The organism is Methylobacillus rhizosphaerae (genome assembly GCF_900187985.1).
Lineage (GTDB): Bacteria > Pseudomonadota > Gammaproteobacteria > Burkholderiales > Methylophilaceae > Methylobacillus > Methylobacillus rhizosphaerae.
On sequence record NZ_FZOA01000003.1, the window covers coordinates 119,331 to 134,417 of the forward strand.

At 52.5% G+C, this 15,087-nt stretch carries 16 protein-coding genes; 11 read left to right on the top strand and 5 right to left on the bottom strand.

What is annotated here, in order from left to right:
* Positions 1 to 6: 6 nt before the first annotated feature.
* The 4 genes from CHB59_RS04305 to CHB59_RS04320 all read right to left on the bottom strand — a co-directional run bounded on the left by CHB59_RS04305 (position 7) and on the right by CHB59_RS04320 (position 3,433).
* Entirely contained in the window at positions 7 to 1,377 is a 1,371-nt protein-coding gene (locus tag CHB59_RS04305; RefSeq protein WP_089375005.1) for a multicopper oxidase family protein, read from the bottom strand.
* Positions 1,377 to 2,798, bottom strand: a complete 1,422-nt coding sequence (locus CHB59_RS04310) for a TolC family protein (protein WP_245835031.1) — start codon at positions 2,796 to 2,798, stop codon at positions 1,377 to 1,379. The genes CHB59_RS04305 and CHB59_RS04310 overlap by 1 nt, the downstream gene beginning before the upstream one ends.
* The gene (locus tag CHB59_RS11720; protein WP_179212070.1) at positions 2,743 to 3,018 is read right to left on the bottom strand and encodes a hypothetical protein; all 276 of its coding nucleotides are present in this window, start codon (positions 3,016 to 3,018) and stop codon (positions 2,743 to 2,745) included. Before CHB59_RS11720 ends, CHB59_RS04310 begins: the two co-directional genes overlap by 56 nt.
* Positions 3,019 to 3,085: 67 nt before the next feature.
* A complete protein-coding gene (locus CHB59_RS04320; protein ID WP_089375007.1) occupies positions 3,086 to 3,433 on the bottom strand; it encodes a hypothetical protein in 348 nt (115 codons plus the stop codon).
* A 113-nt stretch (positions 3,434 to 3,546) separates the two neighbouring features.
* On the opposite strand from CHB59_RS04320, the gene aat reads away from it, so the two are divergent.
* From aat to CHB59_RS04375, 11 genes are all read left to right on the top strand, one after another.
* A complete protein-coding gene (gene aat / locus CHB59_RS04325; RefSeq protein WP_089375008.1) occupies positions 3,547 to 4,242 on the top strand; it encodes a leucyl/phenylalanyl-tRNA--protein transferase in 696 nt (231 codons plus the stop codon).
* The gene (locus CHB59_RS04330; RefSeq protein WP_089375009.1) at positions 4,239 to 4,988 is read left to right on the top strand and encodes an arginyltransferase; all 750 of its coding nucleotides are present in this window, start codon (positions 4,239 to 4,241) and stop codon (positions 4,986 to 4,988) included. Before aat ends, CHB59_RS04330 begins: the two co-directional genes overlap by 4 nt.
* A 181-nt stretch (positions 4,989 to 5,169) precedes the next feature.
* The gene (locus CHB59_RS04335) at positions 5,170 to 6,051 is read left to right on the top strand and encodes a prephenate dehydrogenase (RefSeq protein ID WP_089375010.1); all 882 of its coding nucleotides are present in this window, start codon (positions 5,170 to 5,172) and stop codon (positions 6,049 to 6,051) included.
* Between the two features lie 2 nt (positions 6,052 to 6,053).
* Complete coding sequence (aroA, locus tag CHB59_RS04340; RefSeq protein WP_089375011.1) at positions 6,054 to 7,343, top strand: 3-phosphoshikimate 1-carboxyvinyltransferase; 1,290 nt, start codon at positions 6,054 to 6,056, stop codon at positions 7,341 to 7,343.
* Between the two features lie 27 nt (positions 7,344 to 7,370).
* Complete coding sequence (gene cmk, locus CHB59_RS04345; RefSeq protein ID WP_089375012.1) at positions 7,371 to 8,048, top strand: (d)CMP kinase; 678 nt, start codon at positions 7,371 to 7,373, stop codon at positions 8,046 to 8,048.
* A gap of 110 nt (positions 8,049 to 8,158) precedes the next feature.
* The gene (gene rpsA / locus CHB59_RS04350; RefSeq protein WP_218816210.1) at positions 8,159 to 9,838 is read left to right on the top strand and encodes a 30S ribosomal protein S1; all 1,680 of its coding nucleotides are present in this window, start codon (positions 8,159 to 8,161) and stop codon (positions 9,836 to 9,838) included.
* Positions 9,839 to 9,850: 12 nt separating this feature from the next.
* Positions 9,851 to 10,138, top strand: coding sequence for an integration host factor subunit beta (locus CHB59_RS04355; RefSeq protein ID WP_089375014.1), 288 nt, complete (start codon positions 9,851 to 9,853; stop codon positions 10,136 to 10,138).
* A gap of 108 nt (positions 10,139 to 10,246) precedes the next feature.
* Positions 10,247 to 10,504, top strand: coding sequence for a lipopolysaccharide assembly protein LapA domain-containing protein (locus tag CHB59_RS04360; protein WP_089375015.1), 258 nt, complete (start codon positions 10,247 to 10,249; stop codon positions 10,502 to 10,504).
* A gap of 70 nt (positions 10,505 to 10,574) precedes the next feature.
* A complete protein-coding gene (lapB, locus tag CHB59_RS04365; protein WP_179212071.1) occupies positions 10,575 to 11,738 on the top strand; it encodes a lipopolysaccharide assembly protein LapB in 1,164 nt (387 codons plus the stop codon).
* The gene (gene pyrF / locus CHB59_RS04370; protein ID WP_089375017.1) at positions 11,735 to 12,433 is read left to right on the top strand and encodes an orotidine-5'-phosphate decarboxylase; all 699 of its coding nucleotides are present in this window, start codon (positions 11,735 to 11,737) and stop codon (positions 12,431 to 12,433) included. Before lapB ends, pyrF begins: the two co-directional genes overlap by 4 nt.
* A 131-nt stretch (positions 12,434 to 12,564) precedes the next feature.
* On the top strand, positions 12,565 to 12,858 hold the full coding sequence (locus CHB59_RS04375) for a ComEA family DNA-binding protein (RefSeq protein ID WP_179212072.1): 294 nt from the start codon (positions 12,565 to 12,567) through the stop codon (positions 12,856 to 12,858).
* 73 nt (positions 12,859 to 12,931) lie between these two features.
* Here the strand turns inward: CHB59_RS04375 and metG are convergent, their stop codons facing one another.
* On the bottom strand, positions 12,932 to 14,980 hold the full coding sequence (gene metG, locus CHB59_RS04380) for a methionine--tRNA ligase (RefSeq protein WP_089375018.1): 2,049 nt from the start codon (positions 14,978 to 14,980) through the stop codon (positions 12,932 to 12,934).
* Positions 14,981 to 15,087: the final 107 nt, after the last annotated feature.

Here is a 15,087-nt window from a genome sequence, read left to right on the forward strand (position 1 = left end):
GTCTGCTTAGTGTTCGTCATGGCTGTGCGGCTTGCGTACCTGCAACCCATGGTCGTCAGCAGCAGGCGACGGTGCACGCGTAATTACTGCCGCCTCATCTGGAGTCACCTCGCGCGCCACTGTGCCAGCAGGATGATGGTAATGACCGGGATCGCGATAATCATCTGCAGACAAACCCTCCCTCACCTTCAAGGTGGTGAACATGCCTCCCATATGCATATAGCCAAATGGCCCATTGCCGCCTGCCATGGGCAAGGTATTTTCCGGCAAAGGCATGGACATCTCGCCCATATCAGCCATCCCTTTATCTCCCATGGGCATGTAATCGGGTAACAACTGGGTAATCTTGTCCACCAATCCACGCTGTTCCACGCCTATCATGGTCGGCACCTGGTGTCCCATGGCATTCATGGTATGGTGTGACTTGTGGCAATGAAATGCCCAATCTCCCGGCTCATCCGCAATCAATTCAATCGCCCGCATCTGGCCTACAGCAATATCCGTCGTCACTTCCGGCCAGCGTGATGCAGGCGGTGTCCAGCCACCATCAGTGCCTGCCACCACGAACTCATGTCCATGCAGGTGAATGGGATGGTTGGTCATGCTGAGATTGCCCACGCGGATACGCACCCGGTCATTCTTTCTTGCCACCATGGGGGCAATCCCTGGGAACACGCGGCTGTTGAACGTCCAGATATTATGCTCCAGCATGGTCGCCACTTTGGGGGTGTAACTGCCAGGATCGATATCATACGCATTGATCAGCATGACATAATCCCGGTCCACCCGCATGAAATCCGGGTTTTTGGGATGTGTCACCCAGAACCCCATCATACCCATTGCCATCTGCACCATCTCGTCCGCATGCGGATGGTACATGAAAGTACCCGCGCGCCTGGCGACAAACTCATAGACGAAGGTCTTGCCGCTCGGGATTGCAGGCTGGGTCAATCCACTCACCCCATCCATGCCATTTGGCAGGCGTTGCCCATGCCAATGAACACTGGTTGCCTCCGGCAGGCGATTTGTCACATAAATACGCACATGATCGCCTTCCACAACCTCTATGGTAGGGCCCGGACTCTGTCCGTTGTAGCCCCACAAGTGTGCCTGCATGCCAGGGGCAATCTCGCGCACCACAGGCTCTGCCACCAAGTGGAATTCCTTGACCCCATTGCGCATACGCCAGGGCAGGCTCCAGCCATTCAGTGTCACCACAGGATGAAAAGGCCGTCCGTCCGCAGGTGCTTTGGGTGTCTGGGTGTCGGCATGCTCTGCGCTGATAATTTCCGGCAAGGCTGCCATTGCAACCTTGCTGACCGTACCTGCAGCCACCGCCGCCGCTCCCAACCTGAAAAAATCCCTCCGGTTCAGCATTACTTTCCCCTCCCGTTCGTCTCAGTAGCCGCCACAGGCCCCATGGTAGACATGGTCAGCACCGATTCTGCCAACCAGAAATCACGTACTGCATTGATATATTGATTTACGCTATGGATTTGTGTTCTGGCTTCCGCCAGCAGTTCGAAAGCACTCAACAGCATGCCGTTATAACGTAACTGGCTTTCCTGCAGAATGCGTTGCCGCAATGGGACAATTTCATCCTGAAAATGACGCGCCATTTCATAGCGAATGTGATAACGCGCATATGCCGTACGTACCTCGGATTCGGCATTCACAGTGGCCTGGGCAATATTATCCAGCGCCTGTTTGTAAATGAATTCCGCCCGCTTTACCTTGGCGTTTCCCCAATCAAACAATGGCAGTTCAAACCCCAGCACAATGCCTTTTTTATAAGCTTCACTACGCCGACCTTCCAGCACCCGTGCCGGCCCGATTTCCAGCACATTGACCAATCGCGTGGCCTTACTCAAGCCCAGCTGGCTGGCGAGCGCCTCCGCTTCAAGACGCATGGACTGCAAATCCAGCCTCTGCATGAATGCCTGCTGCTGCACCTGCAACAACTCACCCTCCTGGGATGGCAGGTCCGGCAGGCGCTGCGGCAGTTTCAATCGTGTGCTATCAGTCATGCCAAGTAACCGACTCAACCTCTCCCGCATCACGACCTGCGTCTCTCGCGCTGACGCGTATTCCAGTGCAGCCTCCGCATAAAACCCATGCTCCCGGGCCTGGTCCAGCTTGCTCCAGTTGCCTTGTTTCTGCATATCCCGCGCCAGCTCTGCGGCAGCCTCTGCGGCCTGCATAACCTGCGCCGCATACAACACGGATTGTTCCGCTGCAACAGCCTGTATCCAGGCCTGTCGCGTGGCTTGTGCCAACGTCAATATATCCAGACTGACTTCGCGCTGGACCTGTTCAAAACGGCGCTGCTCGATTTTCCGCGCCTGCGGCATGGTCAGCAGAGAAAAAATATTGAAGGCAAATGACTGCTCTATCTTGTATTCACCGTCATGGCGGGCATACAGCATGGAAAACTTAGGATTTGGCAGGCGCCCAGCCTGCACCAGATCGGACTCCGCAATTCCCAGCTCCGCGAACCTGGCCTGTAATCCGCGATTATTCAACAGGGCGACCTGCACGGCAGACTCTACATCCAGCGAAGATGCCAGCAATTCATCCAGGTGTCCCGGAACTGAAGCATCATCCGATGGCAATGCCACATCCTTCTGCAATTTCTGGGCAACAGTAGTCCGTACATTGTCCATGCCGCCATCACGGCTGAATCCGGCACATCCTGCAAGCAGGGCCAGGCTTACCAAGCCAGCCAAGTATCTTGCCATGACACTACTCCCCATGCTGGTGTTGATGCACAGCATGATCATGATCTTGCATATGTTCATGGCCCTCCATTGGCTGGGTTATATGCTGCTCATGTTCATGCTGATGTCCAGATTTCACCGGCTCAGGCGTGGCAGGCGTACCTTCAAACTTCTGGTATTTCTTGAGTACGGGTTCCTGATGCAAAGCGGCATCAGGCCGGGATTCTGCCGCCTGTAATGAGACGGGAAGGCTGGCAACCAGACAAAGGAAAGTCGAAATAATTACATTGAATCGCATCATGCGCTCCATTCATGATTGTTGGGCTTGCAACAGCAAGCATGCAGTTCAGGTGGCAAGCACCTGCAAATCACATGGAGAGCGGTATCGGAGGACGCTGCAATTGCGCCAGGGCGGGAGGATAGTAATCGGGAGAACTGATATATGAAACCTGGTCGTCAGGCAACGCTGGCATTAGGTGTGTCACTGTCAACGGCAGGATGCTGAAACATGACAAACAATCATGGCAGTTCTTGCAGCTGGGGGCAGCTTGTTGCGTATCCTGTGCTGCCTGCATATCACCATGCATGGCATGATGTTGGTGCACGCTGACATGCACATCAGCCTGAGCTGGCAGATGCAGCCCGGTACTGGCTGATACAGTGTTGACCAGGAACATGGTCAGCAGTAACAGGATAATGACACGGTAAAAACGCATTTCCGCAACATATCACAAGCCAGTTCTCTGGCAAAGTACCTCATGTCGCGTTATGCTAAACCGATTGTCCTGAATCACCCACTCCACGAACGCCGTATTTCAGCGACCAAGATATGAGCCACCAATATTATCGACTGCCCGGCGGCCTGGTCCGCATATTGCAGTCTGACACGCCCTTCCCTGCCCTGGAAGATGCCTTGCAGAACCCCAACGGCCTGGTGGCCATTGGCGGAAACCTGGATGCTCAGCGCCTGCTCAGTGCTTACCATCAAGGTATATTTCCCTGGTTCAGCGAAGGAGAGCCCATTCTGTGGTGGAGCCCGGATCCTCGCATGGTCCTGTTCCCTGATGAGTTGAAAATTTCAAAATCACTCGACAAACGATTACGTAAACAGGACTTCGAGATCCGTTTCAATTCCGCCTTCAGCGCCGTCATTTCAGCCTGTGCCGCGACTCCGCGCCCAGGACAGGATAGCACCTGGATCACGGAGGACATCATGCAGGCATACTGCGAACTGCATCACCTTGGCTATGCCCACAGCGCGGAAACCTGGATAGACGGCAAACTGGTGGGCGGGTTGTACGGTATTCAGTTAGGGAAAATGTTTTTCGGTGAGTCCATGTTCCATCACGCCACCGATGCCTCCAAGCTGGCTTTTGTCCACATGGTGCAAAAACTTCAGTCCCAAGGCTGTGAGTTGATAGACTGCCAGATGAAAACCCAGCACCTGGCATCACTCGGTGCCAGGGAAATTCCACGTTCAGAGTTTTCACAACGGCTGCATGAATTGGTACACTATGCCGTATGACGCTGCCTGGTGAACAACATCTGCAAAAAATCCAGTTCTACGCAACCACTGCGTATGCCTGTGGCTATCTTGCCGATCAACCGGCGCAATCACTGATTGCGACCCCTCACCACTTGATAGATGCACATACATACAGCGGCCTGATACAACTCGGATTCCGCCGTAGCGGCAAGTTTGCCTACCGCCCGCACTGCGAAACCTGCCACGCCTGCATTCCCGTGCGTCTGCCGGTAGCGGAATTCCAGCCCAACCGCAGCCAGCGCCGGGCATGGAAACAGCATCACGGCCTGTCTGTGTCCTTGATGAAACTTGCCTTTTCCGAAGAACATTTCGCTCTTTATTCCACTTATCAGGTTGCCCGGCACGAAGGTGGTTCGGGCGATCCGGAAACTGCCGAGCAATACCGTAACTTTCTGGTCCAAAGCAATGTGGAAAGCCTGATGGTCGAATTTCGCCAGGACGGCATACTGAAAATCGTCAGCGTAGTCGATATCATCCGCGATGGTGTTTCTGCGGTATATACCTTCTACGATCCGGCGGATCGCCACGCCAGTTATGGCACATACAACATTCTCTGGCTGCTGGAATGGTGCAGAAGTCTCAATCTGCCCTATCTCTACCTTGGCTATTGGATCAAGGAAAGCAAGAAAATGGCCTACAAGAAAAATTTCCTGCCCCAGGAGGGGCTGGTGAATGGAGAGTGGCGCTCGATTCACAACCAGGACCAGACACCGCCAGAAAAATAATTTCGCCAGGCATGGAACCAAATGTAGTATCCGGGTTCTGAATCATTACTCCTTGTCATCTCCAGGCAACCAGCGTTTTGTATTTCTGCCTTGATACAAAACGCTGCGTTTGCTTTCACCTCCCAGCCAGGCATGGCTAACGTGTTACAATCACGCTTTTAACCCTGCACCTGAATTCACCTTGAAAAACCTGCTTGTTTTTGGCGTTGGCCTGATCGGTGGCTCGCTTGCGCTTGCGCTCAAATCGGCGCAGGCTGGCTGGCGTGTGACAGGTGTCGGGCGCACAGGTGACAGCCTGCAAGAAGCATTGAACCTGGGTCTCATTGACGCTGTATCCCATGACATCGCATTATCCGCCAGCACAGCGGACGTCATCATGATCGCCACCCCAGTGGCCCAGATTGTTCCCATCCTGCACAGTATTGCCCCTTATCTCGGCAGCCATACCGTCGTGACCGATGCTGGCAGCACCAAGGCTGATATTGCTGCGCAGGCCCATCTCATCCTAGGCAAGGCATCAGCCCGTTTTGTGCCCGGTCATCCCATTGCCGGCGCGGAAAAAAGTGGCCCGACTGCAGCACAAGCCAGCCTGTACCAAGGCAAGAATGTCGTACTCACACCGGACGCACATACCGATCCGGATGCAATCAACACAATACGCAACCTATGGCTGAGTACCGGTGCTGTCGTCCGGGAAATGGATGCTGCCACGCACGACACTATTTTTGCAGCAGTCAGCCACCTGCCCCATTTGCTGGCGTTTGCTCTCGTTGATGAACTGGCTGCCAGACCAAATGCAGAGCAGTTCTTTGCATTTGCTGCCAGTGGCTTTCGCGACTTCACCCGTATTGCAGGCAGCTCGCCGGAAATGTGGCGCGATATCAGCCTGGCCAACCGAAGTGCCCTGTTACAGGAACTGGACCATTATCAACATGCGCTCTCCCGCCTGCGTTCCAGCCTGGAGCAGAAAGATGGCGAAAACTTACTGGCATTGTTTGAAAAAGCCAGCCACGCGCGCAATGACTGGGCACAACAACAAGTCAATACATTGAGGAAAAACTGAATATGGAGACCTTGACCCTAGCAGCTGCGCAACATGCGCACGGCACCGTCAAGCTACCTGGCTCCAAGAGCATTTCCAACCGCACCCTATTGCTTGCCGCGTTGGCACAAGGTGAAACCGATATCCATGAGTTGCTGGCGTCTGACGACACCTTGCGCATGCTGGAAGCACTGCGCGTACTTGGTATCACACTGGAGGAAACCAGCTCAAACCAATGGAAAGTGCATGGCGCCAACGGCCAGTTTCCGGTACGAGAAGCTGATTTGTTCCTGGGTAATGCCGGCACTGCCTTTCGCCCGCTGACCGCAGCCCTGGCGCTATCACAAGGACACTATCAGCTATCCGGTATTGCCCGTATGCATGAACGCCCGATTGGCGACCTGGTCGATGCGCTGAACGCCGCCGGCGCTGCCATCGAATACTTGCAGAACCCGGGGTTCCCTCCCCTGCAGATACATCCAGCACAATTGGATACCGGCCAGCCTATCCGCGTACGTGGCGATGTGTCCAGCCAGTTCCTCACCGCCTTGCTGATGGCCTTACCCCTGACAGGACGTGAAGCACGGATTGAAGTGATCAGTGAACTGATTTCCAAGCCCTATATCGAAATCACACTTAATCTCATGGCGCGTTTTGGCGTCAAGGTACAGCGGGAAGAGTGGAATGCATTCACGATCCCCGCACATAGTGCTTATCAAAGCCCCGGCCAGATCCATGTGGAAGGCGATGCATCATCCGCCTCGTACTTCCTTGCCGCTGGCGCCATCGGCCAGGGCCCGGTCAGGGTGGAAGGTGTAGGTCGTGACAGTATCCAGGGGGATGTGCGTTTTGTTGAGGCACTCGAGTTAATGGGAGCCACGGTCACCACAAGTGACAACTGGATAGAAGTCAGCGCCCAGGCTGGCAGGCTCAAGGCACTGGATATGGATTGCAACCACATTCCGGATGCAGCCATGACCCTGGCCATCCTCGCATTATTTGCCGATGGCCCCAGCACGCTGCGCAATATCGCCAGCTGGCGCGTCAAGGAAACAGACCGCTTGAGCGCCATGGCAACCGAATTGAGGAAAGTAGGTGCCATCGTGGAAGAAGGTAGTGATTATCTGCATATCAGCCCTACTGCACAGCTCATTCCCAATGCCTGCATTGATACTTATGACGACCACAGGATGGCCATGTGTTTCTCCCTGGTAGCATTAGGTGGGGTGCCCGTCATCATCAACGACCCCAATTGCGTTGCCAAGACATTTCCAGATTACTTTACCCGTATCGGCACCTTGCTGCATGCGTAACATCCACTTTGCCCAGAACCATTGAATATGTCAGCACCTTCAGTCATTCCTGTTATCGCCATTGATGGTCCATCCGCATCCGGCAAAGGGACTGTAGCCCAACGCGTCGCCCATGTACTGGGCTACCACTACCTGGACTCAGGTGCCATTTACCGCATTGCCGCCCTCGCCGCGCTGCAACGTGGCATCAACTGGCAGGATGAAACTGCCCTGGTGCATATGGTTCATGACCTGGACATTCGCTTTTCACAAGGTGAAATCTACCTGAACGGCGCTATCATCACCGAAGCGATACGTACCGAAGAAATCAGCCGTGGCGCCTCAGAAGTTGCGGTTCATCCTGCCTTGCGCCGTGCCTTACTCAGCCTACAGCAAGGTTTCCGTCAATTGCCTGGCTTGGTTGCCGATGGCCGGGATATGGCCACCGTAGTATTCCCGGATGCGCAAACCAAGATATTCCTGACAGCCAGCGCTGAGATCAGGGCGGAAAGGCGTTATAAACAGTTGATGGAAAAAGGAATCCATGCTAATCTCGCGGAAATATTGCAGGATCTGCAAGCCCGTGATGCAAGGGACAGCCAACGAAGCGCTGCGCCATTGCTGCAAAGTGCCAATGCGCGGTTGCTTGAAACCAGCCAGCTCAGCATAGATCAAGCTGTTCAGGCTATATTGGAATACAGCCGATCCGACAATCAGTTTTTGTAGTAAGAGCACCGTGAACTGCTTCAGTTCATGGTTTTTTTAATTTGACCCGCTGCACGGCGGGATTATTGGGTATTTTTTTAATGACTAACCTTTCAACCACAACCTCCTCCATGGAAAGTTTTGCCGCCCTGTTCGAGGAAAGCCTTGCCCGCCAGGAAATGCGTTCCGGCGAAGTGATTACCGCTGAAGTTGTTTCTGTTGATGATGACTTTGTGATCGTCAATGCCGGCCTGAAGTCGGAAAGCGTAATCCCCACCTCCGAATTCCGTAATGACCGCGGTGAACTCGAAGTTAATGCAGGTGACTTTGTCAAAGTCTGCATCGAATCCCTGGAAGATGGTTATGGTTCCACCAGACTGTCACGCGAGAAGGCTAAACGCCTGGCTGCATGGCAAGACCTGGAAGAAGCAATGAACGACTCCCGCATCATCAAGGGTATGGTCAATGGCCGTGTCAAGGGTGGTCTGACTGTCATGGTCAACAGCATCCGCGCCTTCCTGCCAGGCTCCCTGGTTGATCTGCGCCCTGTCAAGGACACTACTCCATTCGAAAACAAGGAGTGGGACTTCAAGGTCATCAAGCTGGATCGCAAGCGTAACAACGTAGTGGTTTCCCGTCGTGCCGTACTGGAAGAAACCATGGGCGCTGACCGCGAAGCATTGCTTGAATCCCTGAAGGAAGGTGCAGTAGTCAAGGGTATCGTCAAGAACATTACCGATTACGGTGCATTCGTTGACCTCGGTGGTATCGACGGCCTGCTGCATATCACTGACCTGGCATGGCGCCGCGTCAAGCACCCATCCGAAGTGCTGACTGTTGGTGAGGAAGTTGAAGCCAAGATCCTCAAGTTTGATCAAGAAAAGAACCGTGTTTCTCTGGGCATCAAGCAACTGGGTGATGATCCTTGGGTTGCGCTGGATCGCCGCTATCCAGTTAGCACACGCCTGTTCGGCAAGGTAACCAACCTGACCGACTACGGTGCATTCGTTGAAATCGAACCAGGTATCGAAGGCTTGGTACACGTGTCCGAAATGGACTGGACCAACAAGAACGTTCACCCTGCCAAGATCGCCCAACTGGGTGACGAAGTAGAAGTCATGATTCTTGAGATCGACGAAGACCGTCGTCGCCTGTCCCTGGGCATGAAGCAATGCCAGGCAAACCCATGGGATGACTTTGCAGCCTCCCACAAGAAGGGTGACAAGGTCAGCGGCCAGATCAAGTCCATTACTGATTTCGGTGTATTCATCGGTCTGCCTGGTGGTATTGATGGCCTGGTTCACTTGTCCGACCTGTCCTGGAACCAGACTGGCGAAGAAGCTATCCGCAACTTCAAGAAGGGTGATGAACTCGAAGCAGTGGTACTCAGCATCGACGTTGAAAAAGAACGTATCTCTCTGGGTGTCAAGCAACTCGACAGCGATCCGTTCAGCGCGTATGCAGCACTGAATGACAAGGGCGCTATTGTTAAGGGTACCGTCAAGTCTGTTGAAGCCAAGGGTGCCGTCATTGCCTTGGACAACGAAGTTGAAGGCTACCTGCGCTCTTCTGAAGCTTCCCGCGACAAGGTAGAAGATATTTCTACCATTCTCAAGGAAGGTGACGAAGTTGAAGCTCGCATCACTAACATCGACCGCAAGAACCGTTCTATCGCCCTGTCCATCAAGGCCAAGGATCTTGCTGACGAAGCTGATGCTCTGCAGAAATTCAGCAATGATGCCGGTTCTGCTGGCACTACCAATCTTGGTGCGTTGCTGAAAGCCAAGCTTGACGGCAAAAACAACGAGTAAGGCCATAGTGTCATGACCAAATCGGAGTTGATTGCCAACCTGGCTGCGCGCTTTCCGCAACTGGTCGTCAAGGACGCAGAACTTTCCGTCAAGGCTATTCTTGACTCAATGACGGATAACCTTGCGTCTGGTGAACGTATCGAAATTCGTGGTTTCGGTAGCTTCAGCTTGAACTACCGTCCACCGCGACTAGGGCGTAACCCCAAGACTGGCGACAAAGTACAGGTACCTGAGAAACATGTACCTCACTTCAAGGCAGGCAAAGAGCTACGTGAACGCGTAGACGGTAGCACCAGTTAATCATACTGCGCTAAAAAGAAGCGGCTGTATCTGAACGATACTGCCGCTTTTTTTATTTTTTGCGACAGATATTGTGCGTTTTCTGCAGTGCTTGGGTAGAATCACAATATGCGTACCTTATATACAATACTTGGCGTCCTGTTGTTCATTCTGTTGCTGGGTTTTGCCTTCAAGAACTCTGAACCGGTTGAACTTGTTTATTATCTTGGTTATTCATGGAAAGCTCCTCTTTCCCTGATGCTGCTCATTACCTTTTTCAGCGGCATTATTGCAGGCATCATTGCCTGCGTCGGCTCCCTGATCAGTCAACGTCGCAAACTGCTGGTGCTGGAAAAAGAAATCAAGAACCTGAAACTGAACAAATGATAAGGATGCTCCTTGTCACGCCTGCCCGGACAGAATGTCTGCCGCACTGAGACAGGGATGGAAATAAATCATGGAATTTGAATACTGGTGGCTGCTTGCCCTCCCCCTCTTCTTTACACTCGGCTGGCTGGCTGCCCGAGTGGATATCAACCAACTTCTGACAGAATCTACAGCACTGCCTGCCGCTTATTTCAAGGGGCTGAATTTTCTTATCAGTGATCAACATGACAAGGCAATCGAAGCTTTCATAGAAGCTGTTCAAGCCAATGCTGACTCCATGGAATTGCATTTTGCATTGGGCAGCCTGTTCCGTCGCCGTGGCGAAATGGATCGCGCCATTCACCTACACCTGAACCTGCTGGAACGCAAAGAACTGCCAGACCAGCAGAAACAGGCTGTCATGGCTGAGCTGGCACAGGATTATCTCAAGGCAGGCCTTTTTGATCGTGCAGAAGAATTATTTACTTCACTGCATGACAGCCGCTACAAGCAAACTGCCTTGCGTGCACTGCTGGAAATCTATATCCGTGAACGTGAATGGAATCGCGCCATCAAGAGTGCAACTGAACTGGAACGATTGTCCGGCATTTCTTTCCGCAAGGAAGTAGCACAATTTCACTGTGAAATTGCCATGCAGGCCATACTCGAACACGATGCCCATAGCGCGCGGCACGCCCTGGATACAGCGATTGAAGCTGACAAACGCTGCGTACGTGCCAACATCATGCTGGGAGATCTGGAAGCTGGCAGCGGCAATCATAAGCTGGCTATCTCCTTCTGGAAGCGTATCGAGTTCCAGCAGCCTGAATATCTTGGCCTGGTTGCGCCAAAATTACTCAATAGTTACAAGACGCTAGGCAAGTTGGAGGAAGGCATCGTCCTGCTCAAAGGTTACCTGCAATCATATAAACTTGCCTCCATACTGAACCTGGTCTATGAAACCACCCTCAGCGAGGAAGGCCCTGCCAGCGCTGAAGAACTCGCTCGTGAGGAACTGCAGCGCAAACCCAGCCTGCAGACACTGGACCAGTTCCTGCGCGCGCAATCCATGCTGGAAAGTGCCAATCAGCAAGATGCTCTGCTCATGCAGCAAACTGTGCGTTATGCCATTGGTAACCGCAGTGCACATTACTGTGACCAGTGCGGTTTCCGCGCCCGCAATTTCCACTGGCAATGCCCGGCATGCAATGCCTGGGAATCCCTATCACCTGAAACCAAAGAAGCAGCTGTATGAATGACCCCAAGATTATCGTCGCCCTAGACTATGCGAATGCCGCTGGCGCTCTCGCCCTTGCGCAACAGCTTGACCCTGCCTTGTGCAGACTGAAAGTAGGGAAAGAATTGTTCACTGCAGCAGGTCCGCAATTGGTGGAGAAGCTGGTAGAGCGTAATTTTGGGGTATTTCTGGACCTCAAGTTTCATGATATTCCCACTACAGTTGCCAAGGCTTGTGAAGCCGCAAGCAAACTGGGCGTATGGATGCTGAATGTACATGCATCTGGTGGCAGCGACATGATGGTAGCTGCCCGTGAAGGCGTGGCACGCAGTGGTCACTCTCCATTATTGATTGCAGTCACGGTACTCACCAGTATGAACCAGACAGGTCTGTCGCAACTAGGGATTGATACACCTGTTGAACAACACGTATTACGACTGGCTCGACTGACACAGCAAGCCGGGCTTGACGGTGTTGTCTGCTCCGCGCAGGAAGCACCAGCATTACGCCAGGCACTGGGCACGGATTTTTGCCTGGTAACACCCGGCATCCGTCCGGCTGATGCCAGCCTGGATGACCAGTCCCGGGTGGCCACCCCTGCCCAGGCATTGGCGTCAGGGTCGAGTTACCTGGTCATCGGGCGGCCAATTACCCAGGCAGGTGATCCCTTGGTAGCACTGCAGAATATCAGCGCCTCCATTCAAGAAATTTAGTCGTTTTTTCACATCATCGTCGTGATTTTCACCTATTGACCTCTGGTTATTGTCAGGCATATGCTCCACTTGCCCGTATCAGAAAAAGTAAAACAATATCAATTAACCAATTGTTATAATGGGAGAAAATCATGATTAAAGCATTGTTTCTGGCTATTGTAATGGTGTTAGGAGTTTCACTGAATGTCATGGCGGCGGTAGACCTCAATACTGCCTCTGCCACTGAGTTGGAATCCATCAAAGGAGTTGGGCCTGCGAAAGCACAAGCCATTGTGGAATACCGCAAAGCCAATGGCGACTTCAAATCAGTGGACGACCTGGGCAATGTCAAAGGATTTGGCAAGAAGAGTATAGACAAGCTGCGTGGAGAAATATCAGTGAGCAAGGGCAAGGCAGAGAAAGCCGCCAAAGCAGACAAGAAATAGAGACTCACTGTACTGATGATGCAAAAAGCCCCTTTTCAGGGGCTTTTTGTTTTATAGGCTCAGCGAGCGAGGTTTATTTAACCCGCATCCCAGGCTGCGCGCCGCTATCAGGGGAAAGAATAAATGGCCCCCCACGCTCATCACTGGCTGCCAGCACCATGCCTTCTGACAAGCCAAATTTCATCTTGCGCGGTGCAAGGTTGGCAACCATTACCGTCAATCGCCCTTTCAGGCTTTCAGGATCATAGGCAGCCTTGATACCAGCAAACACCTGACGCGGTTTTTCTTCACCAATATCCAATGTCAGGCGCAATAATTTTTCTGCGCCTTCCACATGCTCGGCATTGGCAATACGAGCAATGCGCAGGTCTACCTTGGTGAAATCGTCAATGGAAATATAACTGGCCTCTTCCGGCGCTGGCTGTGCAGGCTCGGCAGGAGCCGCGGTTGCCTGCAGGGACTCCTTGTTTGCTTCGACCATGGCTTCGATCTGCTTGGGATCAACACGGGTAATCAAATGCTGGTAAGCCTCAATCCTGTGTCCGGCAGCCAGTGGCTGCGCAATATCGCGCCAGGCCAGTGGTTCAATATTGAGGAATATCTCGATAGATTGCGCCAATTTGGGTAGTACAGGCTTGAGGTACAAGGTCAGTAAACGGAACATTTCCAGCGACGCAGTACATACCTCGTGCAAGGCAGTGTTTTTCTCCGGTTGCTTTGCCATCTCCCAGGGAGCATTTTCAGCGACGTATGCATTGGCTTTGTCGGCCAGGGCCATAATATCGCGTAAGGCACGTGCAGTATCCCGTTTATCGAAACTTTCACGAATACTCTCTGCCGCATTCCGCAACTCAGCAATCACAGGATTGTCCACAACCTCAGCCAGCACTCCATCAAACCGCTTGGCAATAAACCCGGCAGTACGGCTGGCAATGTTAATGTACTTACCGACCAGGTCGCTGTTGACACGGGCCATGAAGTCTTCAAGGTTGAGGTCGATATCCTCCATGGTGCCATTGAGCTTGGCAGCGTAGTAATAACGCAGATATTCCGGATTCTTTACATGTTCAAGGTAGCTGCGCGCTGTAATGAATGTACCTCGAGACTTGGACATTTTCTCGCCGTTCACGGTCAGGAAGCCATGTGCAAAAATCTTCGTCGGCTGGCGATGCCCTGAGAATTTCAAGGTTGCAGGCCAGAACAAGGCATGAAAATACAGAATATCCTTGCCGATAAAATGATAAAGCTCAGTCTGGCTATCAGCGTTCCAGTACTCATCAAAATCCAGCCCTTCACGCGCAGCAAGGTTCTTGAAACTCGCCATATAGCCAATAGGTGCATCCAGCCAGACATAGAAATACTTGCCTGGCGCACCTGGAATCTCAAAACCGAAATACGGCGCATCGCGTGAGATATCCCAATCCGAAAGGCCGGAGGCAAACCATTCACCCATTTTGTTGGCAGCTTCCTGCTGCAAAGTACCTGAACGCGTCCACTCCTTGAGGAAATCTTCGCATTCGCTTAGCTTGAAGAAGTAATGCTCAGTTTCCTTGCGTACCGGCGTAGCGCCTGATACTGCAGAATACGGGTTAATCAATTCGGTCGGGCTGTAAGTCGTGCCACAGGATTCGCAGGAATCGCCATACTGATCCTTGGTATGACACTTGGGGCACTCGCCTTTGATAAACCGGTCTGGCAGGAACATGTTCTTGACCGGATCGTAGTATTGCTCAATCGTGCGCACCGCAATCTTGTCATTGGACTCCAGTTCACGATAGATTCGGCCTGACAACTCACGATTTTCCTCGGAATTTGTCGAGTAATAGTTATCAAACTGCACGAGAAAATCACTGAAATCCGTGTAATGCTCCGCATGCACCCGTTCGATCAGCGTTTCCGGTGTAACTCCCTCTTTCTCGGCGCGGAGCATGATAGGCGTGCCATGGGTATCATCTGCACATACATAATGGACAGTATGCCCCTGCATTTTCTGGAAACGCACCCATACATCTGTCTGGACATATTCCACCATGTGTCCAAGGTGAATACTGCCATTGGCATAAGGGAGTGCAGACGTGACCAGTATTTTGCGTGATGCATTCGAAACGGGATTTCCAGACATGATGATCAACAAGGCGACATAAAGAATTCAGCATTCTAGCAAACTGACACGGTTTCACATAAGCAATCCGCTTGCGCTAGAATGCCTTCTTACGAAATTAACAGAAA